We start from the raw sequence: 25,789 nt of genomic DNA on the forward strand, positions 1-25,789 counted from the left end.
ATGCCTAGTAATACAGAACCGCTAGTCACCTAAGCGCTTGCTTGTATTAAAACGAACAATTAATGAGTGTACTTCGTCTACTGTTTTTCTTAACGCTTGACTCGCAACCAGTGAGGCTTCAGAAGACCGCTGTGTTTCTTTTGCACCGTCGGCCACCTCTACCAGTTGCTGATTAATATGCTCAGCAACGGTACTTTGCTGTTCAACCGCCGATGACATTTCTACCGTTGCAGATGCTATGCCTTGCACCGCATTATTAATTTGATGCAACGCGCCTCGCGTCTCTTGAACGATAGCGCTACCATGCTCGGCAGATGACATTCCTTCAGTTGAAACTCTAACTGCTCGCTCCGAGCGCTCAGCGAGTTCTTGAATGATATTGTGAATCTTATCGGTTGATTCTCGTGTTTTAGACGCAAGCGTACGCACTTCATCAGCAACCACTGCAAATCCACGCCCCTGCTCGCCTGCACGAGCAGCCTCGATAGCAGCATTTAATGCAAGTAAGTTAGTTTGGTCAGCAATGGTTGAAATAATACTGGCTGCTTCACCAATATCACTTGTTGACTGTGCAAGCTCAGTAACGGTGTCAGAAATACTTTCTACCGCTTCTCTCAGCGCTACAATAGCCTGCATGGCCTGCTCTGCCTTATCGTTACCTGTTTGCACATTCTCAGCAGCCGTTCCGGCACTTACAGCATTACTCTCTACCCGCTCAGCGACTTCTTGAATGGCCTGACTCATTTGAGTAACCGCCGTGGCGATTAGCTGTGTCGCTTGGTTTTGCTGCACCACGGCTGCGCTGGTGGTTTCTGCTTGCTCATGGGTGGTAGAAGATATCGCGTCTAACCCTGCCGATGCATCTTTTATGCGAGTCAATGCCGTTCTTGTTCTAGCAAGTTCACAACCAACTGCAAGTTTTGCTTGCGCGACGTGTGCAATATCTGGGAAGTACGTTTGCGCAACAATACTATTTGTATAAGTAGCTGGACTGAGATTAACTACCTTTTTCCAATTCCCACGGCTATGACTTTCCTGCCATAAAATCATAATGCAAACTGCAACTAATGCTATAAGCGCAGATATACCACCAGCAGACAACCACAATGTAGCAATAAGCGCCAACCCTATTAGTAGCATGGGTAAAACCTGCATAACATTCTGCATCATTAAGCGCATGAAAGGTATTGCGCTGCCACCGCTTCTCATACGCGCATAAATATCCTCAGCCCGGCTTATTTCATCATCTAACGCGGGCACTCTCACCGACTCGTAACCTACAATGTCTTTCCCCTCATACACCGGTGTAACAAAAGCGGAGACCCAATAATGGTCGCCATTTTTACGCCGATTTTTTACCAAGCCAAGCCAACACTGTCCTGATTCAAGCGTGCTCCACATCTCCTTAAAAACGGAAGGAGGCATATCAGGATGCCGAATAAGATTATGATTTTTTCCTATCAACTCCTCTTTTGAGAAACCACTGGCTTCAATAAACTCTTTATTACAGTGCTTAATCACGCCTCGCCTATCGGTTGACGATATCAAGCGGTAATCGGTAGGAAATTTATATTCTCGTTGCGTTACGGGCTGGTTGTTACGCATGTACGGCACTCTCCATCAAACTAAATGCTACAGAACTAGCGCTTGCTACGCTTTTTCGTATTATCTAGTAAGAGTAGAACAAATATGCATAACGTCTATACTTAAGTATAAAGAGTGAGTGATTTTTTCAATTAAAACGCTAGGCGAGTGGTAGCGTTATACCAATCGTCGTGCCAACCCCTTCTTTGCTTTCAATCTCAAATTCGCCGCCGTGCTCTTCTATGATAGTCAAAGAGATAGACATACCTAGCCCTGTGCCATCTCCTGGGGGTTTGGTGGTAAAGAAAGGCGTAAACATTTTTTCAACCACATCTTGAGACATGCCAACACCTTCATCTTTTATGATAATGCGTGCCTGAAACTGTGATTTTTCAACGTCTATGTAAATGCTTTTACCTTCAGGCGTCGCGTAAACCGCGTTGGTGATTAAGTTGACTAAGACTTGCTGAATCTGGCCTGCGCTGCCAATAACATTGATGGGGACATTAGACTCGGTAAACACAATATTATTTTTATATTTATAAAGGTTATTCGTTAAGCGAAGCGCCGTATTAATAACATCATTAGTGCACACTGTTTCTTTCTTTTCGGTTCCCGGATAAGAAAAACTACGAAGGGCCTTAACAATTTCAATAATACGTTCAATACCTTCAGACGACTCTTCAAACATCTCTGAAATCGCTTCAGCACTTTCCGTTAACGAATAGCTATTTTCTAAGGCACAAAAGTCATCAAAAAGCTGCCCTCCGTGTCGCTCGCAGAGGGCTTTTATTTCACTAAGTGCGCTTAAGTAATCCTTAAAGATGTCCTTTGCAACAGCCGTATTGCTTCGCACGTAGCCAATCGGGTTATTTATTTCGTGCGCAATACCTGCCGCAAGTTGCCCAAGCATCGCCATTTTGTCTGCTGAGACAAGCTTCTGTTGTAAATTCTCATGATCTTTTTTAATGGAAGACAGAGCCTGTTTCTTATGTGAAAGCTCTTGCGTCTTACTTTGATAGCCAATACCAAACTTTAAATAATGTTTAGTGGTATCTAAAACATAAAGCATTTCTTCTTCAAGCGTGTCATCTTTCGTGAACAGCGCAAGCCAACCAAACTCACCGTTTCCTAAGTCTTGCATAAAGTGTATTAGTCGCGCTTCAGCCTGGTTATCTGGCCTTGAAATCACGTTCACACACCAATGCGTATAGCTTTCCTCAAGAGAGAGAGGTAATTCTTCTCTTAAAAGCTGAGTGAAAAGGGGTTTTTCAAGCCAGCCATCTTCTGGCGACAATACGCTATCGTCATCGCCTTTGATTATCTGACCATGTTTAACGATTAGCGCTTTGCCGAAAAGGGCATCGCTAAATTCAACAACAGACTCAAGCGCTGAGAAAATAAAATTGATACCGTCTTTAGCAGCGGTTAATTGGGAAGCGGAACGATTGAGAAAAAGTAGTTCTCTCTCTCGTCGTTTTGAGTCTTGGAGTGATTTACGAAGGGCTTGGTTGGCAAGGTAAGCGTCTTTTGAATACGTTTGAAGGAACGATTCGGCATTTTCACGCGCTATTTTTTGTCGCTTGAGCTGCCGCTCAAGCGATTTTACCTGCGCCTTTAACTCAGATACTGATACAGCGTCACTTTTATCAATAGAGCTGTTCAACAATACTCACCCTGGTGTGCGTAATTCCGCTGATCTACAGCTGAATTTAATTAGCCAACCTATCGAGCAGCGCCATGACTTTTTCACTAGCTCGTTCCATTTCAACAAGCTTAGCATCAGCAGTTGCGTTGTCACCTTTTGCCTTGGCATCGAGTGCAGCCATGCCACATTTGTGAACTTGTGCATGAGGCACATCAAGTTCTCTAAACGCCGTATTTTGTGAGATAGGCTGACCTGCATTTGCACTGCACCATTGTCCTAAGCGGCAACTCATGTGATCAGCGAGTTCAGACGCTTGTTTATCGCTCTCACCACAAATTACAGCGTAAACATCTGTTTTCCACACAACATGATCTAACTTCACGGTTTGAATGAACGTACGAAGTGAACCGTCTTCAATCGTATTCTTCATGCTGTCGCAATGTGTAACCATGCTTTCATAGCTTTGGTTTAGTGTCGTAATACCCGCTTCGAGCTCTTCATTATTACCACGAAGTTCATTCACACCCGACACTGCTTGCGCAGTAGATTGAATAATTCCGTTCACCAGTTCAGAGACTTCTGTGGCTGATTTATTGGTCTCGGTAGCAAGCGCTCGGACTTCGTCAGCAACAACACTAAAACCGCGACCGGCATCGCCGGCGCGCGCCGCTTCTATGGCAGCATTAAGCGCTAGCAAATTGGTTTGGTCGGAAATGCTGGTAATGGTAGATACAAACTTATTGATATTATCGGCAGTGGTTGACAACCCAGAAATGCGCTCGCTCATGCTGACCATCTGAGTATTTAAGCCGCTCATGTCTTTGACTATTTTATCAAGTACAGTTGAAGACTGACTAAAGAGCTCGTTGATGTTAGAGATAGACTTGTTTTCAGCATCTATTTGTTGATAAGCGCCTAACACCGTTTCTCTAATACCAGTAATTTGTGCAAGAGAATCTAACAAACATCGTACGATGGTTGAGTCTTTCGCTTGTGCCTGTGCTTTACTGGCAGCCTCTAATTGTTGATGTAGCTCAGCGTTTTCTGACTCGAGCATCGACACCTTGTTTAAGGCATCTTGATATTTCGCATCAAGCTGTGTGAGTTGAGATTCTTTTTCTTCGTACCTGCCACGAGAAACAAACATATTTGCCACCACCTTTAGTTATTCTTACCCAGAGTATCAGAATTATCGGCACCGTCACTATTAGTCTGAAGTTGAATTTAACTTTTTATTTTCATTGTGGTGCCGCGCACAATAATTCTCGGTGACAATATATGCTCCATTGTCATCTTTCCATCCCCGTATGCTTGGTTAAGGATCCACTTTGCCGCCATCGCGCCAATGTCCCTTATGGGGTAATTCACTGTGGTAAGCTTAGGCGTGAGGTAGCTTGCAAAATCAATGTTATCAAACCCAATGACTGATACGTCTTCGGGTACTCGCTTGCCATGCTTACGCAATGCATTGATTGCACCAGAAGCCATTTCGTCGTTGGCACAGGCGATAGCGGTAAACTCAACGCATCGCTCTATTAACTCTTCCACACATTTTTCGCCCGAGAAGGCTTGGAAGTTGCCTTCAGAAACAGTTTCTTCGCTAAATGGCATATTGGCTTCTTGCAATGCTTTTTTATGTCCAATTAAACGATTGATACCATCGGCCTTAAACAATGCGCCTGCTGCGTAGGCAATCTGAGTGTGCCCTAAACTGATTAAATGTTGGGTGGCTAAATACGCGCCCAGCACATTGTCTAAGCTAATGCACTTTTCACCTATCTCTTTGATATAACGGTTTACCACGACAATCGGCACAGATTGGCTCGCCAAGTCTATAAGGTATTCATCGCTTACCGCCTCTACATGCAGAATAAGCGCATCGCATCGACGACTAAGTAATGCTTCAATTTCTTTTTTTTCGAGGGTTTCGTCACTGTGGCCGGTTACTACAAACATATGTTTGTCGGCTTGACGTAGGACTTTTTCCGAACCGGCCATCATCGTACCGAAAAACGAGCCATGTAGTTCGGGCACGACATATCCCACGGTATGCGTTTTATTAGACGCAAGAGACGCTGCAATAACGTTATGGCGATACCCCAACTTTTTCATTGCCGAGAGTACTTGCTTACGGGTAGTTTCCTTAACCGTATCGGTATTATTTATAACGCGAGAAACCGTTGCTGACGATACACCAGCGAGCTCACTCACCTGCTTTATTGTAACCATAGTCGTTTATTAACCGCACCTTGTCGTGCTTATATCCTTGCTCAACGTCTTTGTATTAGAAAATGCACTACGCTTTTTGCGATGCAATTCCCAATGTTTTTTGGATAGACGAAATTTTTAGTTCGTCTAATGTATACCAGCGCATGATAATCGCAACACCTATCGACGCAATAGCTGGGCCAAAACAGAAAACAGCAACAATACCGGCAGCGACGGTAGGCTCATAGGCATCAGGTTGGTAATTGAATGACGCTAACAGCCACCCCGCCAATGCGCCGCCTAGAGCGAGCCCAACTTTGATAAAAAACACGATGGTTGAATACGTTAAACCTGTCATGCGTTGACCGGTTTTATATTCACCATAATCAACGACATCGGCAATTTTCGACCACAGCAAAGGCGTCGCCATTTGCAGCAATAGCCCCCATGCAAAATGAAGCATAACGGCAGCAGCCCAAGCATCGTAAGGAATGAAAAAATTAGCAATACATATTAGTGCACTGGCTATTTGTAAAATCACATAGGCTTTTATCTTTGGAATTCGTTTTGCAACGGGGTTAGCAAGCGCGCAACCTATAATGCTTCCTATCATACCCGCTGTAACAAAGAAGGTAGCCGATTCTGGCCGTTGAAGTACGTATTTAACATAGTAAAGCGCAAGGGTATTTCTTAGCACCATTCCGGTTAAAAGCACCACAGCAACCATACATAACACGCGGGCTTGGTCATTTTGCCACACTGACTTCAACTGCGTTTTATAGGGTGCTGGCGTTTCATTTGCAGGTTTAACGCGTTCTTTGGTGCCTGCAAAACATAATAAAAATAACACCATACCAACGACGCTCATTACCGTCATTGCACGTTGATAACCTATTGCGTCATTTCCATCGCCAAGGTAGCCGACGAGAGGAAGCATGAAAGAGGTGACCAGCAAGCCGCCCCCCATTGCAAAGACAAAACGGTAAGACTGTATGGATACACGCTCTGTTGCGTCAGCGCTTAATACGCCACCTAATGCCGAATAAGGAATATTAATTGCGGTGTACATGAGCATGAGCAACGCATAAGTGCTAAACGCGTAATAAAGCTTTCCATCCTCGGTTAACCACTCTGGTGACGTAAACGCAAGCACACTACATAACGCAAAAGGCAGCGCTAACCACAATAAATAGGGGCGATAAGACCCCCATCGCGTTCTTGTTCTATCGGCCAATGACCCCATAAGAGGATCGGTTACGGCATCAAACACGCGCACCAAAAGAAACATGCTTCCTACCGCGGCGGCAGATAAACCTACAACATCGGTGTAGTAGAATGTTAAAAACAACATCACCGTTTGAAATATAAAATTACTTGCGGTATCGCCTAAACCATAGGCAATTTTTTCCTTCGCGCCAACCATCTATTCCACCGTTTTTTCGTTATTTTATCGCTGTTACTGCTTCACACTGTTTTGCAGACTCTTCTGTTAGCTCACGACGTTTGGCCAACAGTGCTTGCAACTTTTGCGCACTGGCTTTTAACGTTCGCTTCTGTGTTTCATAATCAACATAAATAATACCAAAGCGCTTTTCATAGCCTAGCGCCCACTCGAAATTATCAAGTAAGCTCCAAACGAAGTAGCCAGTAATATCTACGCCTTGCTCCATGGCAGCAGCTACCGCATCTAAATGTGAAGTGAGGTAACGGATACGCTGCTCATCATTTACTTCTCCAGATTCCAATACATCATCACTGGCTAAACCATTCTCAGTAATAATGATTGGTGGCAAGGTATAATCATTATGCAGTTGCAACAGTAAATCGGTAAGACCCTGTGGATATACTTCCCACCCCATCGCCGTTTTTTCAGCATGCTCCGGCGCTGGCAACTGACAGGGGTCGTCACTGCCGTCGTCTTTTACGTAGGCTCGCGTATAATAATTCACGCCAAGGTAATCAATTTTTTCAGAAATAATGGCTAAATCGCCATCGCGAACATCTGGGCGGTGCGACACGGGAATCTCGTTAATTAATGCCGGATACTGTGCATGCAGTAACGGTTTAATGTACCAGTCGTTGTGATGATCATGTGCAAGTTTCGTTGCGGTCACGTCTTTTTCTGCAGTGGAATTAGGGTAAAAAGGTGTAAAATTAAGCACAATACCTGCTTCTATACCCGGCGCATTTTTGCGTATCACTCTCATCGCGAGCCCGTGTGCCAATAACAAGTGATGAATTGCTTTTTTACCGTACTCTTTGCCTATTAGGCCAGGGGCATGAACACCGATTTCATAGCCCAAATAAGCACTACAAAACGGTTCATTCAACGTGGCATAGGAATGCACTTTACCGGCAAATGCATTAGTCACAATATCTACATATTCGGCAAACGCAAATGCGGTATCTCTATTTAACCAACCACCTTTATCTTCTAAATATTGAGGTAAATCCCAGTGATAAAGCGTGACATAAGCTTTTATATTTCTAGCGGCAAGTTTGTCTAGCAGCGATATATAAAACCCTAACCCCTCTTGATTGACAGTGCCATCTGACCGTATCACTCGTGGCCAACTTATAGAGAAGCGATATGCATCAACATTAAGCGAGTCGATGATAGCAACATCTTCATCAATGCGATTCACGTGATCACAGGCAATCAATCCGTCACTGCCATCTGCAACTTTTCCAGGCTGCTCACAGAACGTATCCCAGATACATTTTTCTCTGTTATCTGCGTCACCTTCTATTTGAAAAGAAGAGGTTGCGACACCTATCGTGAACGCTTTGCTCGTAAAAGGTGAGCCGGATTTGGCCAGTATTTCCATGATTGAAAAGCCTTTCTTCGAAATTAAAAACACGTGAATTACACATGGATATTGTGATAAGAATGCAACTGGATACCTGCGCATTACCTACCTTACTCACTAGCAATTGTAAGCGCTTTCATTAACACTCACAACAAGTTTTTACAAAATATTCACATAAAAAAGCCCGCGATAACGGGCTGAAAAAAGCACTAAATCTCTACACGTGATTAAGAGCAAAAACGCGATATATAATCTTGGTGCGGAGGCAGCTTATCAACGGTACGCGTTATACCGTCTCGAATCCCCGATAATAAACTAGTCAGTTCTTGCTTACTCATTGTGTCAACAATAGGGTGATAACTTTGTGGTATTAACCCCTGTCCAATCATGACTTGTTGCCATGAATCATCAAACAACTCACTTCCTTCTCTAAATACACGCCCCGTTTTTTTAAACAACTCAATACGATGCTTGAGCGAATCAGGGACATCCATTTGCCGACAATGACGCCAAAACGGTGTATCTGTTCGATTGGTCACATGATAGTGCAGTATTATAAAGTCTCTGATGTGCTCAATATCAAATTCAGCTTGGCGGTTAAATTCGTCGATATCTTCTTGAACGATTCCTGCCGTTGGGAACATCCGTAGAAAACGAACAATACCTTGTTGGATTAAGTGAATACTGGTCGATTCTAATGGCTCTAAAAAGCCACTTGCCAGACCAAGTGCTAAACAGTTTCGATTCCACTGCTTACGCCTGCGACCAGTTCTAAAGTGAATAACCCGGGGATCGTTTAACGGCTTACCCTCTACACTTCCCAGTAATTTTTCAATAACTTGGTCATCAGAAAAGTAATTACTACAGAATACCATGCCATTACCCACACGATGCTGAAGTGGAATGCGCCATTGCCAACCTGCTTCATGTGCGATGCAGCGCGTGTAAGGAATCGGATCGCCAACTGACTCGGTTTGGACAGCCACCGCGCTGTCGCATGGCAACCAGTGTGACCAATCTTCGTATCCTGTATGAAGGGCCTTTTCTATCAACAAGCCACGAAAGCCTGTGCAATCTATGAAAATATCGCCTTCTATTACATCACCATTGCTCAACGTAAGCGATTCGATAAAACCGTCAGCTTCGCGAACCTTTACTTCGCCAATGGTTGAATCTATTCGGCGTAAGCCTTCTTTTTCCGCAATTTTACGCAAAAATGCCGCGTACTTCGTTGCATCGATATGATAAGCATAGTTCAGCCCATTATTGGGGAGGTGTGCAAATTTATTTGCTTCGGCTGCCTGCCTCTCTAAGCAATAATCGCCAAAATCTGTAGCCAACCCCTCTTTTAGGCCACGTAGCCAAAAGTGTTGAAAGCCCGCAGCCCAACAATCCTTTCCTGTTACACCAAAAGCATGAAGATAGGCATCATTTACGTCTTTCCAATTTTCGAAATTGATGCCTAGTTTAAACGTTGCGTTGGTGGCCGACATAAAGTCTTGCTCATTAATTTTCAACAATTTGTGAAAGAAAACAAGTGTCGGAATAGTTGCCTCACCGACACCAACGGTGCCAATATCTGAACTTTCAATAAGGGTTACATCTACTTCTTTACCAAGCAAGCGGGTAAAGGCTGCAGCCGCCATCCAACCCGCAGTGCCACCACCGGCAATAACGACACGTTGCTTTTGTTTTGATTGAGAAGACATTGTCATAAAAACCTCAGGATTACTGCTTTAAATTGTTAACGAGCCACGCTTTGAACTGACGCAACGTGTTTTCATCAATATCGCCCAGCGGGCCTTGCTTAGTTTGGGAGATATGGTCAAAACGCTTATCCTCATCACTAAACACATAAAAATCAAATAGCGCTTTCCATGCCTTTCGCTGTGCTGCTGGTAACTGTTTTAGTGTCAAAAGGGCGTGATACAGTGTATTTTCAGACCGACTAATGTAGGCGGGGACATCTCTCCACCAATAATTAACAAGTAAATTAATATGCTCTTGACCTTCAATATGGTGCCACCACATTGAAGGTATAAAGAGGGCATCCCCAGGCAATAGATCAACCACTAAAGCATGCTCTATAGCAGTGGCGAACTTCGGGTATTTTTCGAAGTCAGGGTACGCGAAATCGACCATGCTAATAGCCTGCCCCGCGGGCGTATGATGCAAAGGGCCAATATAAAGATTTTCCACCTGTTCTGGTGGAAAAAGCGTCACACGACGTTTACCAGCAGCAACACATATTATGTTGTCGGGTGCATCGTAATGCGCGGCTATCCTGCTTTTGTTTCCAAGCCAGAATGTTCCCAGTGGAGACAGTTCATCAAGCCCAATTGGGTTTTCTTCCAAGAACCCGGGCAAGCAGCGTTCAACAGTAGTCGAGCCTATATAAAGCGTATCTGGTTTTTCTTCCAACATCCGCGTGGACAATTCATGCAATGCTTCTTTAAATGGCATCTTCGCACGTTTAAAATTGAAGCCCGTCAAATCGTCGTTATAGAACATTCGCCCATCGGCATCATGAGGAAGATGGAGCGTATCGACTACCATATCTTTATCAAAGGATGCTAAATATTCACACAGTGCATCAGCAGACTGTTTTGCGGCCTTCACAACAGGCCAATCGTCGACCAGGTTAGGCATAAAAATGGGGTGAGTATGTTGATGAACCGCCTCAACTAATCCCGACCGATTAAAACCAATTTGGTCTTTGCTTATACATTGTGGCGCCCTACATGACCGCTGCCACGTCGCTCTAGGCACTTTTTTAAACGAATGTAGTTCGCTCATCGGGCAACTCCAACTATTAACATGCGCTACCTACATTGATGCCTTTTTAAGGGCAACGATATGACGAAGCTGCGACATCGACGCTAACATCATATAGATGGTCTCTAAATAATTATTGCCGTGCAGCGTCGCTAACGCGTCAACATCTAACGTTTTTAGAAGGTCTTCATTAATAGTGTAAAACCCGGATAAACGATGTGTTCCCGTTCCATCAATGTCCACATCGACAACAAATGACTCAATAAGGTTAAGCTCAACTAGCGTCTCAACAAAGTTGTTATGCGCCTCATTAGACTCATGTAGTGTGCTTAAGATATTCGCAATGTTATCGATGTATTCACTGTTTCCGCCATGAGGAAGAAACACTTCAATAGCACCTTCAACAGCATTTTCGTTCATTACGACCCGTTCATCATCAAGATCGACATGAATAGATAACGTTTCTTCAGCCCCCTCTTGCCGACTACTACGTCCGATCAGAAACGGTCCTTTCTCAACCACTAATGGCTTGTAAGACGCATTCCACTTACCTTCGTTAATAAAAACGTTCTCACCCTGCTCCAGCCCCAATAGTGCTACCATTTGATATTGACCGTTGGCGTCTTTAGCGAAAACCAACGGGTAGTGCGCTTGTGCATGACGGGCCTCAACAGGAAACACGGGCACACACATTTGGTCGTGCCCAAATGTGTTTGTATAGTTATTTTTTACTTTTAAGTTTTTATGTTCAACGTTGTTGAGCAATACATGATTTGCCATAACTTCTCCTATGCACTATTCCGCTGTCGAATAATATTAATTAGTTCGCGGTTTGAAGGAAGCGCGGCTAATTGTTGATGTAATTTTTTTTCATTATGCGCCACCGCCTGTTGTGTCGACCTCAGCACACTATCAGGATAGCGCATTTCATTAAGAGCAAATTGCTCAGATGGACGCATGCCATACAAAACGTACATATAACTTGCTGCAGGAAAAAGTTCATCTGCGTAAATAAAGTCACTGGTTGAAACAGGGCGGTAAACCCATTGTTCAAGCCATTGAGTAAGCTGTTCTGAGGCCGTAGTCATATCGGTCATATGACGCCAATATGGCGAATCGGTACGTCCACTCAATACATAATGTAACTTTAAAAAGTCAACGATACGCTGCCAACGACGCGAGAAATGTTGATTGAATTGGGCACTTACAGCACTAAGTAACCCAGTGTGAGGAGGCAAGTTCTGCGCGATAAATTGTGCTGAAAGCTCAACCATAACAAGCGCCGAGGCCTCTAACGGCTCCACAAAGCCAGCACTCGTGCCTACCGCGACACAATTGTGAACCCAAGGCGTAGCTCGATACCCAGGTGAAAACGAGATTTTGCGTACTGCGTCTTCAGATACACATTGCGTTTTTGTGCATGAGCCTACATACGCCAATAGTGTATCTGCTGCTTTCTCGTCACTACAAAATTCACTACTGTAAACACACCCTACGCCCTTTCGATGTGGCAAGCCAATGTCCCAAATCCAACCGCTATCATGGGCAGTAGAAAGCGTGGCAGACGCAATATCCACGTTATCATTTATGTATGAGGCTTGAACTGCCATTGCACTATTATTCTTAAGTCCATGCGAGACCGATGTAAAAGGAGATTGATAGTGCCCATCAATCAGGGTTGCGACAAAACCAGTACAATCAACAAAGAGGTCACCGGTAATCACCCCGTTCCTGCATCGAAGTGCAGAAATGTTGTTATCACTATCCGCCTGGACGTCCTCGATATGATCGTTGACGTATCGTACGCCCAGAACGTCAATACTGTGCAGCTTGAGCAGTTCTGCAAACTTGTTGGCGTCTAGGTGATATCCATAATTAGCTACTGCTGCATAGGCTGGCGTTTGAGGTTGTTTTGGTGCTTTTGATAAATCGCAAAGGGCTGATTGAGTACTTACAGCTTGCGAAAACGAGTATTTTTCCGGTTGAGACTGATGTAACAACCACCAGGCACCAACGTCTCCTTCAAAAAATCCTGCGGGTAAACTAAAAGGGTGGTCATAACAATCAACGCTGCCGTTTTTTGGAGTATGACGCCAGTTTACAAAACGCGTACCTTGTTTAAATGACGCATCACACTTTGCTATCAATGTTGACTCATCTATTCCAATTTTGCGCAATGTATCGCGCATAGTAGGCCACGTACCTTCACCAACACCTAAAATTTTAACATCGGGAGATTCAACAAGTGTTACCGAAATTGAAGGATTATTTTTTACGTTATGTTCGGCTGCTATTACCGCTGCAGTTAGCCAGCCTGCGGCACCGCCACCAGCAACAACTATAGATTGAACAGGATTATGGATATCGTGTGCATTCATTCGACTTGTCACTTATAACAACTGCTTTTGCTTACACTACCGCATTGGTGGTAAAAGAAAAACAAAGCGTTGCAGCATGACGCTACAACGCTTCTTAAATTACACCTTCTGGGACTTAGAAGCTGTAACGAACACCTACATTATAGCGAGGCTCTACATCGTAGATACCCATCAACATATTAGGGTGACGACCATGCGCGCGCTGATACTCGCCGGTGATATTGATACCTTCAACAAAGACTTCTAAATCTTCATTAACTTCATAACGCACGTTCACGTCAATTTGGTCGTAGGCCTCAATATAGGTAGGATTGCGCTCTCCGTTTCCATCGACTGTTCCTGATAAGAATTTATCACGCCAGTTCCATGCAACGCGCACTTCCCAACCATAGTTCTCATAGAAAAGAACCGCGTTCGCCGTATCACTTAAGCCAAGTAATACAAATTGGTTCTGAACGCCTTCACCTTTGTTCGTGTTGTAGTTGTCATACTCCACGTCACCGTCAACGGTTGTGTAGTTAACAATTACACCAAATCCAGACTCACCAAAAATGTGCTGAACTGCCATTTCAAACCCGTCTACCGAACGTGAAGTATCAGAGTTAACCGCTTGCGTAACGGTAATTGGAAGAAGAGGATCTTCGCCTGCGATACCTTGAATAGTGTCGCCATAGTTAGCGCGTAAATACTCAAGAACTGCACCAGCATCATCTGTCCCTAATGCCGCGACAGCTTCGTTATAACGCGGACCGCCAAACGGTGTAGGCAAGTCAAAAATAGTGTCGACAAAGGTATCTGAACCAATGAAGTTATCTACCTGTTTGTCGAAGTAGCCAAATGACACATAGCTGCCTTCGCCATAGTAGTATTCAGTCGACAAGTCGATATTCGTTGATTCGAATGGTAATAAATTCGGGTTACCCGCGTTTCCTGTACCGCCGTTGAAACGCGCTAACTGATTTACCGTTAGACCACCTTGAATATCACCGTAACCAGGGCGCGTAATCGTTTCACTGTATGACGCTCTCACATACCAGTCGTCGGTCACTGCCATCTTGAAGTCTACTGATGGTAAGAAGTGATCATATCCGCCATCAAGGGTAGTGAAGGTTTCACCATCGATAACCGCATTAAACTCGTTTGCACCAGACCACTGAATAGTCGTGAATTGTGGTACTAATGCCGAAGACTCGATATCCGTATCTTCATAACGCAGACCTGCACTGATCCACACTGGCATATCGCCCAGTTCAAATTCCATATTTGCTTGCGCATATGCTGCAATTTGTGTTTCTGTTACGCGTCGATCAACTTGAAATTTCGGGTCCATACACAGGCGAGTACCACAAGGGCTAATCGTTTCGCCGTTTGCCGCAGCTATAGCACTGATTGCTCCAATAAGGTCCTGAATATTCGACGCATAGTAGAATGGTTCTAGGTCTGCACCATTACTGCCTAGCACGTCATCAAAACGTCCCGGCAAGTCTTGCTGAACAAAAATATCATCTGGATAGTCATCAGCAGTACCGTAGCCGCCCCATGTATCACGTTGTGCTACTGAGTAAGCAGAACGGTTCTTCGCTTCCATCGCTGTAATACCAAAATCGATGCTTGTTACTACGCTATCGTCAAGGTAATAGTTTCCGCGGAACTGGAGCTGATCAATATCTGACTTCATGTAACTGTTTCGTAACGACGTACCCGATGTTGACATGCGAGAAGGATCTAAACCGTTCACGCCATCTGCATAGGTGATATCCATTACTGGGAAGTCTTGAGAATAGTCAACTTCAGTCAATACACGGTCGAACGACACGGCACTTACTACGTTGTCACTACCTAAATCATTTTGCGGACCAGCCTCAGCAGTAGACGAATGGTAATCCACTTCAAGTGTCAAATTATCCGTCGCTATCCATTCAACGTTAAAGCCTAATGACTTATTCTCGTTGTAAACAGAAGTATCAGAAGTACCAAGACCGATATCGCAGCACGTCGCATCGGCATAAACCACAGGCCCCATCACTGAGCCTTCTGTATTTGTGCCTGGCGTATACTCACCGAATGCTGGTACACCGTTAAACCAGGTTGAAAGCTGTTGACGCTGCGTTCGCGTTTCAAGTTCTGAATACGTATAGTCTAATGTTGTCGTTAGGTCATCAGTCGGCGCATATTGAAGCGTTAACTGTCCGTTAGTACGCGTTCTTGTGAATTCATCAAAGTTATAGGCAAGGTTACGCGGCACAGAGTAAACGTCATTTTCACCCGGTAGGTTAGTAAATGAACCGTCGCGAGGTAGCGAACCCCAATCTCCACCATCACCTTTAATGGTATACCAACCATTTCCGGTTTCAGCGCTTGCCTGACCACCGTCACGCTCTTGATAAGAACCGATCAACTGAATACCGAACTTATCATCGTTGAATGTTTCGCTATAAATACCAGACAAAAGCGGCGTAATTGAGCTACCCGTTTCAGTAGAGCCGTCCATCATTCCTTTTGCGGTGACAGTAACTTTTCGGCCCGGATTAGATAATGGCTTTGCCGTCACGAGGTTAACGGTAGAACCGATACCGCCAGTAGGTTGTGAGGCTAAACTCGTTTTGTACACTTCAACAGCAGAAACACCTTCAGAAGCAAGGTTTGCAAAATCATAAGAACGTGAAGAAGATGCCGATGTAGCAGCAATGTTGGCTGCTGGCATCTGGCGACCGTTTAACGTCACAAGGTTATAATCAGGGCCAAAACCACGAACAGTGATACGGCTACCTTCACCTTGAGAGCGGTCAATTGACACACCGGTAATACGCTGTAATGATTCAGCTAAGTTCGTATCTGGAAACTTACCGATATCTTCTGCAGAGATAGCATCTACGACACCAGAAGCCGCTTTCTTCGTGAGCATCGCCTTAGTAAGACTTTCACGAATACCGCTAACTTCAATGACTTCGAAGTCCCCTGCCTGTAATTCTTTTTCGTCGTTCTCTTGTGCCATTGCAGGCATAGAGGCCATAGCCCCTAATACTAACGACAAGCTTGTTGCTAATCGTGTCTTTCTAAATGTGTTTGGTTTCATGTGTGTTCCCAGCCGTCTAGAGTGTAAAGAAGAGCACAGCTCTGTAATCTTTTTCTCGAAAAACTTTGACTTGCGCCTCGCTAGCAATAAAACCTACTTCTCGACATTTTATTGCACACTTATGAAAGCGCTTACAAAATCAAAAAAAGCACTTTGTAAGCGCTTTCATATAAATCTACGTTTTGTGAAGATGTAATGCAAGTGTTTTTATTATGTTAACAGGATAAAAGACACATAATATATACATGACATTGTTCAAAGTGTTTTGCTTTGTCATGAGTTCTTCTCCTTCATCACGATACGCCAAAACTCTGAAAAATTAATATAGCTCGTACTTAACAAAGCATGTTTTTGCGGCTTCAAAGAGGAAAAGAAGAGACAATGCTAATTAACATTTAGTCTAATAAATATGATTAAAGTGTTGACCTTGCAACCAAATAAGCACTTCTTTAATAAATTTAAACCTCTGATATATATATTCATATTGTATCCGCTTCTTTTACTACTCGTCTCTGTGTTCCCCCTTCAATAGAAATGTTAAAAAATTGGAAACAGTGTTGATCTTTCTTTGTTACTAGATTAAATTCCACGACATGTAAGCGCTTCCAAAAAAATTTACTGACAACTGTAAGCGCTTACAAAAGAACAGAGCCATCGCGGCGAACTCAACAAAACCTATTTTTCAAAGGGCGAAACAATGACTACAAAAGCGACTCAACTATCGCAGCTAGCTGCTGCGATATCAGTCACGACACTCTTTGGCTGCGGTGGTGGCGCCACTACCTCAACTGATATCAACGTCGTAGAGCCATCAGCGCCAGTTTCAGACTGGCAATTGGTATGGAGTGACGAGTTCGATGGCACTAGCATCGACGACGATAAATGGACCCATGAAGTAAACTGCGCAGGCGGTGGTAATAATGAAGCGCAGTGCTACACCGATGAGGGCACTAACTCGTTTGTAGACGATGGCGTTCTCAACATCGTGGCCTTACCGGCAGAAGAAGGGGCGCAGAAGCCCTACACATCAGCGCGTTTAAACACACGTTACAAAGGCGACTTTAAATATGGCCGCATCGAAATGCGAGCCAAAATGCCATCAGGGCAAGGCAGCTGGCCAGCATTTTGGATGATGCCAACTGATGAAGTATACGGCGGCTGGCCACGCTCTGGTGAAATCGATATTGTTGAAGCGGTTAACTTAAAAGCAGCAGATATCGACGGTAATCCAGAAGCGCATATTTACGGTACGCTCCATTATGGTAAAGAATGGCCAAACAATGACAGTTCAGGCCAAGCATACTCGCTACCAAATGACGCTAACCCAGCAGACGATTTCCACACCTATGCCATAGAATGGCAAGAGGGTGAAATACGTTGGTATATGGATGGCTATTTGTATGCAACACAGCGCCGTTCTGAAGTTCGTGTAAACAGCAAAGGCGAAGCCACTGGACTTGCGCATCGTGGTTGGTATGCAGAGTACTTTGAACAGGGCTCTGGCGAACTTACTACGTTCTGGGACAACGCACCGTTCGACCAAGATTTTTACCTTATTCTTAATTTAGCAGTAGGTGGAAACTGGCCTGAAGCGGTAAACGAAACCGGCATTAATGCCGATGCGTTTGCACAAGGCCAAACGTTCGCCATTGATTATGTGCGTGTTTATGAATGTGCCTCAGACCCTGATACGGGTAGAGGTTGTGAAACGGTCCGCCCTGGTTATGATTCATTAGACGATGCCATGGTTGAAGGTGCAGCGCCTATTCCGTCACCGCCATCAACAGGTATTGCACAAAACCTTACTATTTTTGGCGGCACGCCAAACCCTAACTGGCCTGCATGGGACTGCTGTGGTGGTAGTACTCCAGCGCTTGTGGAAGACAGTGCTGAAGGACAGGTTTACGAGTTTAGTATTGGCGATGCACCAACCGTAATGGGCTTTATTAGCAGAGAGCTATTCATTACCGATCCTGAAGGTCAAGCATCACCTTTTGATGCCTCTCCGATGGAAGAAACTGGAAGCGTTAAATTCGACCTTAAAATGATGTCTGCTCCAAACAATGCAACAACATCATGGTTATTTAAAATTGAAAGTTCAGAAGGCACAACCGCCGTTGAACTGCCACTTATGGACGGCTATGTCGGCCCATCTGATACAGCAGCTGCTACCCCAACACAGGGTGTGTGGGAGTCGTATGAATTTCCACTAAGCATGCTGGCAGAAGCGGGGCTTGATACCAGCGCCATCGATGTTGTGATGATTTTCCCACTATGGGATACAGGTAGTGGTGCAGTTTATCGCGTTGCAAACGTAGAAATTTCTCAAGACGCAGCATTGGCTTATCCAGAGTTGGTTATCTTTGAAGATGAGCAAAATCCAGACTGGCCAATGTGGGACTGCTGTGGTGGGTCTACGCCAACGGAAGAAATCGATGATGAAGAACACGGCCTTACTGCTGAATTCCGCATAGGTTCAGCGCCGACAGTAATGGGCTTTATTACACGCTCAAGCGCAGGCGGTGGCGATACACCGTTTGATGCAACTGCACTAACTGACGGTGGCCTGCTGCAATTTGATATGCGTGTAGTGAGCATGCCTAACGATGCATCTGCACCTTGGTTATTTAAAATTGAATCAAACGATGGTGCAACAGCGGTTGAACTTCCACTTTCAGAAAGCGCAGAAGGCTCAGATCCCGTCGCTGGTGAGTGGCAAACGTACACCTTCCCTATATCTTCATTGCAAGCTGCAGGCCTCGATGTCAGCGCTATCGATGTAATCATGGTATTCCCAGCATGGGGTACAGGTGAAGGCGCAGCATATCGACTTGATAATGTGAAGTTTTATCACCCAGACAGTGAAGGCGGCAATGGCGCTGCCGGTGCAATCACCTTGTTCGCTGATGCTGCGGCAGATCAGTGGTCTATTTGGGACTGCTGTGGAGGCTCTACACCAACAGAAGAAATCGATGACGACGCGCATGGCGTAGTGGCTGAGTTCCGCATTGGTGAAGCACCGACGGTAATGGGCTTCCTTGCTGATGAAGGTGTATACCATGACGCTTCAGCATTACTTTCAAATGGTGCAGTGCGCTTTGAAATGAAAGTAAGCGCAATGCCAAATGATGCATCTGCACCGTGGTTATTCAAGATTGAATCTGGTGATACCGCTACAGCTGTCGAGCTACCCTTGTCTGCGAGCCTAGAAGGGGCGGATCCAGTAGCCGGAGAATGGCAAACCTACACCTTCCCATTACAAACATTGTTTGATGCTGGTTTAGATATCAGTGCTATTGATGTCGTCATGGTATTCCCTGCATGGGGAACCGGTGAAGGCGCAGTGTACCGCATCGACAACGCTGAAATTGCAGCGCAATAACAAAGCTTGATGGCCGACGATGTCGTCGGTCATCCAATCAAATTGATAAGATTTGTAGGTCAACTATGAAAAACATAACCTTTAAAAAGACCCAGCTTGCCACATCCATGGCGTTGTTATTGGGCACAGCCGCATTCACTATGCCAACGCTAGCACAAGAAACTGACGTGCCAGAAGAGGCAGAGCTAGAAGTTATCCAAGTAAGCGGTATTCGTGGAAGCCTCATGCGTTCGATGGACCTTAAACGAAGCTCGAACGGTGTGGTTGACGCCATCTCTGCAGAAGAACTTGGTAAATTCCCAGATACCAACTTAGCCGAAGCACTACAGCGTATTACTGGTGTCACCATTAGCCGCTCAAACGGTGAAGGTAGCCAAATTACGGTTCGTGGTTTCGGACCAGAGTTTAACCTTGTGACATTAAACGGGCGTCAAATGCCGGGCACCGGCTTTACCCGCTCATTTAACCTTGAGAACTTATCCTCTGAAGGCGTCAATACATTAGAGCTTCATAAAACAGCACGAGCTGAAAACCCTAGTGGTGGCCTAGGCGCGACGGTAAACATTATTACCATGAAGCCATTGTCACAACCGGGTCAAAACTTTACGTTTTCAGCAAAAGGCATTTATGACACTTCTAACGAAGAGGGCGACGATGTAACGCCTGAAATCGCGGGCGTATACAGCAACACCTTTGCAGACGATATGTTCGGGTTTGGTGTGTCATTCTCGCATCAAGAGCGTGATTTCCAGCAACAAGCAGCAAATATTCAAGGTTGGGTACTACAAGAAAATGATGCATTACCTGATTTAGATGCGCAAAACGCTATTGATAACCGCAGTAATATCACCGATGCAGCTTTCTTCCCTAAAGACATGAACTACAGCATTAACGACGTTCAACGTGAACGCCAAAATGCTCAAGTTACGTTCCAATTCAGACCGGTTGATAACTTTACTGCAACGGTCGACTACACCGCGACTAGAGCAACAACCGGCACTAACTCTGTGGGTTGGGGTATTTGGAATAACTTTGGCGCTAACATCAACGCGTATGAGCTTGACGAAAATGGTACTGCTGTTTATGCAGATATAAGCGGTGATGATGCGTCATTTACTGCAAGTAGAAACACCACTCGCGTGGACGCGCGCTCTATTGGTGTAAATCTAGATTGGGAGCTAAATGACGACTGGCACTTTACGCTAGATTACCATGATTCATACAACGAAACTGATAATGGCTACGACGAAGGGCTAGGCAGCGCAGGGCAGATTATCCTAGGCTCTGATCAACTACAGTCTAAAGAGTATGACTATCGTTCAGGTGACATCCCGCAGTTTTTGGTTAACTGGAACAATGGCAGCAATGAGATTTTACCGAGCGAAATTGATTCAAACTTCAGTCAATTTATATACTCACCGGGGCGTTCTGATATCGAGCAGCTTCAGCTAGACGGAACGTGGTTTAATTCATCATTCGACATTCCATTGATAAAAGTTGATTTCGGTTACGCACGCACGCAACAATCACTAAGCGGCTTTTCCGCATGGAGCGGTTTACGCGGCGGCCCTGGCTTTAACCCATCGTTCACTCAAATATTCCCAGACAGCATGTTTGTCAGAAATGACACAGGTGACTTCTTAGATTCGTTTGATGGTGGTGGCTCGGCACTTAGCCCTAACTACTACTATACGTTTAACTTTGACGAAGCCATTGCGCGTCAGCTCGCGTATTTAACCGCAGATGTAGTGGGTGAAAGCAATGCGTACTCTATCGACCCCTATTTCATGGGCGCACCTACGGTAAGCAATGTTGAAGAGACAACCGACTCTATCTATGTTCAGACTGAGTGGGACTTCGACCTAGCGGGCTATTACGTTCAAATTAATGCCGGTGTTCGTTACGAAGAAACTGAAGTTCCTAGCGCCGCAGAAGTTCGTGTGCCAATTCAAGTAAATTGGGTAGCGGCTTCAGAGTGGATCACCGCGTTCCAACCCGAACTTCAACTTCAAGATTTTACTGGCGAATACGATATCGTATTGCCTATGTTTGATGTGAAAGTTGATGTAACAGATGACGTTGTTGCACGTTTCTCATGGGGTAAATCAATTACTCGTGCACCTATTGGCCTACTACAAGGTGGTCGTTCGTTCAGTGGCAGCCCTAAAATAGGCGCGCGTACTGTATCAGAGGGCAATACTGCACTTTTACCGTATGAGTCAACAAACCTAGATTTATCTCTTGAGTGGTACTACGACGAGTCGAGTTATGCGGCGGTCGGTTTATTCAGAAAGTCAGTTAAAAACTACATCGACTTTTCTGCGTCAGATGAGACCTTTGACGGCTTAAACGATATTTATCAAGGCCCACGCTGGAACGAAGCGGTATCAGCGCTTGAAGCACAAGGTGTTCAAGCCACTGATAGTGCTATTTATGGTTACTTCGTCGATAACGGTTATGCAGATGCAAACGGTGTGGTTTCACCCAATGCTGATGACCCTCTTATCAACTGGCGTGTCACTAAGCCTCGCAACCTAAACGACACAAAAACCGTTGAAGGTATCGAGCTTGCCGTTCAGCATACGTTTGGTGAAACGGGCTTCGGTGTAGGTGCAAACGCGACATTCGTAGATGGTGATGTGGAATATGACCCGTATGACCTAACGCCGCAGAACCCACTGGTTGGTATCAGCGATTCAGCAAACTTCCAAGTGTTCTACGAGAAAGAAGGCTTGTCGGTAAAAGTAACCTACGCATGGCGTTCAGACTATGTTATCGGCATTGGCCAAGCACAAGGCTCATCTGATAACCCAGCAACGCAGTTTGATACTTTCGGTCAAGTCGACGCAAGCATCAACTATGACGTAACGGATAACCTTACGGTATTCCTAGAAGGCGTAAACATTAACGACGAGACTGAGCGTGGTTATGGTCGCTTTGAAGAGCAATTCTTGTTTGCTCGTCAATACGGTCCGCGCTACACCTTCGGTGCACGTTACTCGTTCTAAGACGAGCACGAACAACAAAAGGCCGCGGTAGCGGCCTTTTTTATTTCTCCTTATTTATTCTATGCCCGAACACATGGCAATCACTCGCTCAGATTCATTCCTCTTTACCTTGCTGTACTAAGGCGCAGTACATCGGCACTGCGCATATAAACAACCTGCTTGCCGTACGGTAGTATTTGTACGGGCTTACCCACCCTGTATGCATAATGAATAAGAGCTGCCTGTCTGTGGTTCAGTGCACGTTAAACAGCATCGATATCACGGTGGGGCATACCCGTAAACGCAAGACATAAAAAAGCCGCTATGCCAAAGGTATAGCGGCTTTTTATGAATGCTATAGGCAGCGCCTTAGCATACTTTCATGGGTTTAATCGCAGACAATCTGAGCAGACGCTGCACCACCGGGTGTAAACTGAACATCGGCAACGCTGATAGAGGCACTGCCCGCACTACCAACTTCAAACGGGACAACCAAACCACTAAAGTCGATGCCTTGGTTAGCAAAGCACTGAAGGTCGACACTCAGCGTTGACCATGTGTCGATAGGCAAGGCGTTAAGCTGTTCACTGATATTAATCTGCGTTGAACAGCTGCCTGGAGCGTCGCCCTCACCTTCACAGTTCATACCAATGGTAAGCGGTGCTGTAATAGCGGAGTGTCTATTCACACTCATGGTTAGCGCCGAATCTAACAATAGCTGTGCACTTAAATCTTCTCGGAAGAAGCTCTTACTGGCAAAGCGCATTGCAGCAAACTCAGATCCATCAAACGTGATTTTACGTGCATCTTCCTGCACTTCCTTATCTACCGTTCGATAGCTTACCGCTCCTATTTTGTGCGTACTTGCATTCACTTCCATCGACGCGTCGCCAGAATATAGCCACAAGACCCACGGCACTTGTACTGTGCCATTTAAGATTTTAAGCGGCTTGTCATCATCGGCACTGACCGTTACGGTTGTGTCTAGCGTGTCATCCAGTACATTTTCATCTGTTAAAGACAGACCAAAACCATAAGGTAACAAAGGCGCATAATCGTCATCGCCGACGTTCACAATTTGCTGTGGGCTAGCCGGCCAAGAAAAAGGCAGCTTCCCTTTAAAGTCTTGCTCACCAAATAAGACATCTGCTACCGCCGCACCTTCTGAGCCCGGCAGCCAAGCAGCCACGAATGCATCTGATGCGTTAAGCTCAGCATTTACCCACATAGGGCGACCGCTAATGAAAACAGATACCACAGGAATACCCTGTGCCTGTAGGCTTGTTAAAAGGGCAAGGTCTTGTTTCAACCCGTTTTGATAGATAAGTGTTTCTCTATCGCCATGTCCTTCAGCGTAGGGTTCTTCACCAAATACGACTACCGCGACATCAGGCTTGGTTTCAAAGCTTCCATCGACTGAAAGCTCAACACTTCCACCCGCTTTATTTGCATGCGCGGCAATACCGTCATAAATGGACGTTCCACCAGGAAAGTCTTCATTCGTGTTGTTCGTGCCCTGCCATGTAATACTCCAGCCGCCAGATTGTTTACCGATATTATCAGCACCATCACCTGCGACGAGGATACGCTTGCCCCCATCAAGAGGTAGCGTGTTAGCTTTGTTTTTCAACAGCACTAACGACTCTCTGACAGCTTGCTGTGCAATCTCTCTGTGCTCTTGTTTACCGATAAGGGAACGATCGCCAGATAAAGGGCGATTCGCCGGGCTAGGTTTTTCAAATAACCCAGCACGTACTTTTACACGAAGAATACGGCGAACCGCATCATCAATACGCGACATGGCAATCGTGCCATTATTGACCTGGGCAAGCGTATTATCGTATAGCACCTTCCAATCGCTAGGTACCATAAAGATGTCTAAACCGGCATTGATAGCGTCGGCACAACTGTCGTTGCTACAACCCTTCACTTGTCCATGACCATTCCAGTCACCCACGATAAACCCATCAAAACCCATTCGTTCTTTAAGTACGTCAGTAAGTAGATATTTATGACCGTGAAGTTTTTCACCGTTCCAGCTGTTAAACGACGCCATAACAGACTGCGCGCCTGCGGTTAGGCCGCCTACATAGCCCTGCGCATGAATATCAAAAAGCGCTTGTTCAGATGCTACATTATCGCCCTGGTCGTCGCCGCCAACGGTACCACCGTCTCCAACAAAGTGCTTCACGGTGCTGATAACGCGCTGATCGCTCAAAAAGTCTTTGTCAGCCGCACCTTGAAGGCCTTTAACAACGGCTGCTGCATATTCACGAACAATGGTAGGGTCTTCTGAATAGCTTTCATACGTCCTTCCCCACCGGTCATCTCTGACCACGGCGACCGTAGGCGCAAAAACCCAATCTATGCCCGTTGCCATAACTTCTTTCGCTGTCGTGTGCGCAATTTTTTCAACCAGCTCAGGATTGTTTGCTGCACCTAAGCCGATGTTATGCGGAAACAAGGTAGCACCGACAACATTATTGTGACCGTGAACTGCATCCGTTCCCCACATAGTCGGTATGGTTGAACCATCAACACTATCGTCAACCGATGCTTGATATAACCGCTCTGCAAGCGCCACCCAATCATCAGGGGTTGCATGTTTATTATCATCTGGGAAAGCGCCACCACCATTTAGGTATGACCCGAAACCATACTTACGCATATCTTCAACGGTGATATTACGTATTTCTGGTTGAATCATCTGCGCCACTTTCTGCTCTAGCGTCATCGTGGCCATTATATCGCTAACCTTTTGCTCAACTGCAGGGTCGGCTTTCACTTCAATATCGAGCACGGGCCACACTTTTTCAGCGTTTGACGCTGCTTTCACGTCATCGCTTTGCGATAAAACCGGTTGCTCATTTGTCTTTGTGCAGCCTGTAAGTAGTGCTGCGGCAATTACCGAGGCAAGAATGTTAATTCGCATCGTAATTCC

Annotated in this window: 14 protein-coding genes; 2 read left to right on the top strand and 12 right to left on the bottom strand. The window is 45.3% G+C overall.

From position 1 onward, the window contains the following. Window positions 1–21: 21 nt before the first annotated feature. The 11 genes from ACOJRU_RS16315 to ACOJRU_RS16365 all read right to left on the bottom strand — a co-directional run bounded on the left by ACOJRU_RS16315 (window position 22) and on the right by ACOJRU_RS16365 (window position 16,479). Complete coding sequence (locus ACOJRU_RS16315; RefSeq protein ID WP_421132775.1) at window positions 22–1,605, bottom strand: methyl-accepting chemotaxis protein; 1,584 nt, start codon at window positions 1,603–1,605, stop codon at window positions 22–24. A 139-nt stretch (window positions 1,606–1,744) separates the two neighbouring features. Then, window positions 1,745–3,250, bottom strand: coding sequence for a sensor histidine kinase (locus tag ACOJRU_RS16320; RefSeq protein ID WP_421132776.1), 1,506 nt, complete (start codon window positions 3,248–3,250; stop codon window positions 1,745–1,747). Window positions 3,251–3,296: 46 nt separating this feature from the next. Then, a complete protein-coding gene (locus tag ACOJRU_RS16325; protein WP_421132777.1) occupies window positions 3,297–4,379 on the bottom strand; it encodes a methyl-accepting chemotaxis protein in 1,083 nt (360 codons plus the stop codon). A 77-nt stretch (window positions 4,380–4,456) separates the two neighbouring features. Continuing rightward, a complete protein-coding gene (locus ACOJRU_RS16330) occupies window positions 4,457–5,461 on the bottom strand; it encodes a LacI family DNA-binding transcriptional regulator (protein ID WP_421132778.1) in 1,005 nt (334 codons plus the stop codon). 67 nt (window positions 5,462–5,528) lie between these two features. Continuing rightward, window positions 5,529–6,863: a glycoside-pentoside-hexuronide (GPH):cation symporter gene (locus tag ACOJRU_RS16335; RefSeq protein WP_421132779.1), complete on the bottom strand. Its 1,335-nt coding sequence runs from the start codon at window positions 6,861–6,863 to the stop codon at window positions 5,529–5,531. Between the two features lie 19 nt (window positions 6,864–6,882). Continuing rightward, entirely contained in the window at window positions 6,883–8,268 is a 1,386-nt protein-coding gene (locus ACOJRU_RS16340; protein WP_421132780.1) for a GH1 family beta-glucosidase, read from the bottom strand. 209 nt (window positions 8,269–8,477) lie between these two features. Continuing rightward, window positions 8,478–9,959: a tryptophan halogenase family protein gene (locus tag ACOJRU_RS16345; RefSeq protein WP_421132781.1), complete on the bottom strand. Its 1,482-nt coding sequence runs from the start codon at window positions 9,957–9,959 to the stop codon at window positions 8,478–8,480. A 19-nt stretch (window positions 9,960–9,978) separates the two neighbouring features. Beyond that, window positions 9,979–11,046 carry a cupin-like domain-containing protein gene (locus ACOJRU_RS16350; protein WP_421132782.1) on the bottom strand — a complete coding sequence of 356 codons (1,068 nt, stop codon included), beginning with the start codon at window positions 11,044–11,046 and terminating at the stop codon, window positions 9,979–9,981. 30 nt (window positions 11,047–11,076) lie between these two features. After that, on the bottom strand, window positions 11,077–11,805 hold the full coding sequence (locus ACOJRU_RS16355; protein ID WP_421132783.1) for a SapC family protein: 729 nt from the start codon (window positions 11,803–11,805) through the stop codon (window positions 11,077–11,079). Window positions 11,806–11,813: 8 nt separating this feature from the next. Further along, window positions 11,814–13,403 (bottom strand): tryptophan halogenase family protein, encoded by a 1,590-nt coding sequence (locus tag ACOJRU_RS16360; protein ID WP_421132784.1) that lies wholly within the window; start codon window positions 13,401–13,403, stop codon window positions 11,814–11,816. A gap of 115 nt (window positions 13,404–13,518) precedes the next feature. Next, complete coding sequence (locus ACOJRU_RS16365) at window positions 13,519–16,479, bottom strand: TonB-dependent receptor (RefSeq protein ID WP_421132785.1); 2,961 nt, start codon at window positions 16,477–16,479, stop codon at window positions 13,519–13,521. A gap of 697 nt (window positions 16,480–17,176) precedes the next feature. Here ACOJRU_RS16365 and ACOJRU_RS16370 point away from each other — a divergent pair. Beyond that, window positions 17,177–19,861, top strand: a complete 2,685-nt coding sequence (locus tag ACOJRU_RS16370; protein WP_421132786.1) for a family 16 glycosylhydrolase — start codon at window positions 17,177–17,179, stop codon at window positions 19,859–19,861. Window positions 19,862–19,926: 65 nt separating this feature from the next. Further along, on the top strand, window positions 19,927–22,869 hold the full coding sequence (locus ACOJRU_RS16375; protein WP_421132787.1) for a TonB-dependent receptor: 2,943 nt from the start codon (window positions 19,927–19,929) through the stop codon (window positions 22,867–22,869). 367 nt (window positions 22,870–23,236) lie between these two features. Here the strand turns inward: ACOJRU_RS16375 and ACOJRU_RS16380 are convergent, their stop codons facing one another. Continuing rightward, window positions 23,237–25,780 carry a glycoside hydrolase family 3 protein gene (locus ACOJRU_RS16380; protein ID WP_421132788.1) on the bottom strand — a complete coding sequence of 848 codons (2,544 nt, stop codon included), beginning with the start codon at window positions 25,778–25,780 and terminating at the stop codon, window positions 23,237–23,239. Between the last annotated feature and the right edge of the window lie 9 nt (window positions 25,781–25,789).

Origin of the sequence: Alteromonas algae (genome assembly GCF_049117195.1) — a bacterium.
In the GTDB taxonomy this organism is placed as follows: Bacteria; Pseudomonadota; Gammaproteobacteria; order Enterobacterales; family Alteromonadaceae; genus Alteromonas.

What these genes read in the sequence shown, in the direction of transcription:
- ACOJRU_RS16375 (WP_421132787.1), top strand. Translation starts at nt 19,927, where the DNA reads ATGAAAAACATAACCTTTAAAAAGACCCAGCTTGCCACATCCATGGCG.
- ACOJRU_RS16325 (WP_421132777.1), bottom strand. Translation starts at nt 4,379, where the DNA reads ATGTTTGTTTCTCGTGGCAGGTACGAAGAAAAAGAATCTCAACTCACA.
- ACOJRU_RS16350 (WP_421132782.1), bottom strand. Translation starts at nt 11,046, where the DNA reads ATGAGCGAACTACATTCGTTTAAAAAAGTGCCTAGAGCGACGTGGCAG.
- ACOJRU_RS16360 (WP_421132784.1), bottom strand. Translation starts at nt 13,403, where the DNA reads ATGAATGCACACGATATCCATAATCCTGTTCAATCTATAGTTGTTGCT.
- ACOJRU_RS16345 (WP_421132781.1), bottom strand. Translation starts at nt 9,959, where the DNA reads ATGTCTTCTCAATCAAAACAAAAGCAACGTGTCGTTATTGCCGGTGGT.
- ACOJRU_RS16335 (WP_421132779.1), bottom strand. Translation starts at nt 6,863, where the DNA reads ATGGTTGGCGCGAAGGAAAAAATTGCCTATGGTTTAGGCGATACCGCA.
- ACOJRU_RS16330 (WP_421132778.1), bottom strand. Translation starts at nt 5,461, where the DNA reads ATGGTTACAATAAAGCAGGTGAGTGAGCTCGCTGGTGTATCGTCAGCA.
- ACOJRU_RS16355 (WP_421132783.1), bottom strand. Translation starts at nt 11,805, where the DNA reads ATGGCAAATCATGTATTGCTCAACAACGTTGAACATAAAAACTTAAAA.
- ACOJRU_RS16370 (WP_421132786.1), top strand. Translation starts at nt 17,177, where the DNA reads ATGACTACAAAAGCGACTCAACTATCGCAGCTAGCTGCTGCGATATCA.
- ACOJRU_RS16380 (WP_421132788.1), bottom strand. Translation starts at nt 25,780, where the DNA reads ATGCGAATTAACATTCTTGCCTCGGTAATTGCCGCAGCACTACTTACA.
- ACOJRU_RS16365 (WP_421132785.1), bottom strand. Translation starts at nt 16,479, where the DNA reads ATGAAACCAAACACATTTAGAAAGACACGATTAGCAACAAGCTTGTCG.
- ACOJRU_RS16315 (WP_421132775.1), bottom strand. Translation starts at nt 1,605, where the DNA reads ATGCGTAACAACCAGCCCGTAACGCAACGAGAATATAAATTTCCTACC.
- ACOJRU_RS16340 (WP_421132780.1), bottom strand. Translation starts at nt 8,268, where the DNA reads ATGGAAATACTGGCCAAATCCGGCTCACCTTTTACGAGCAAAGCGTTC.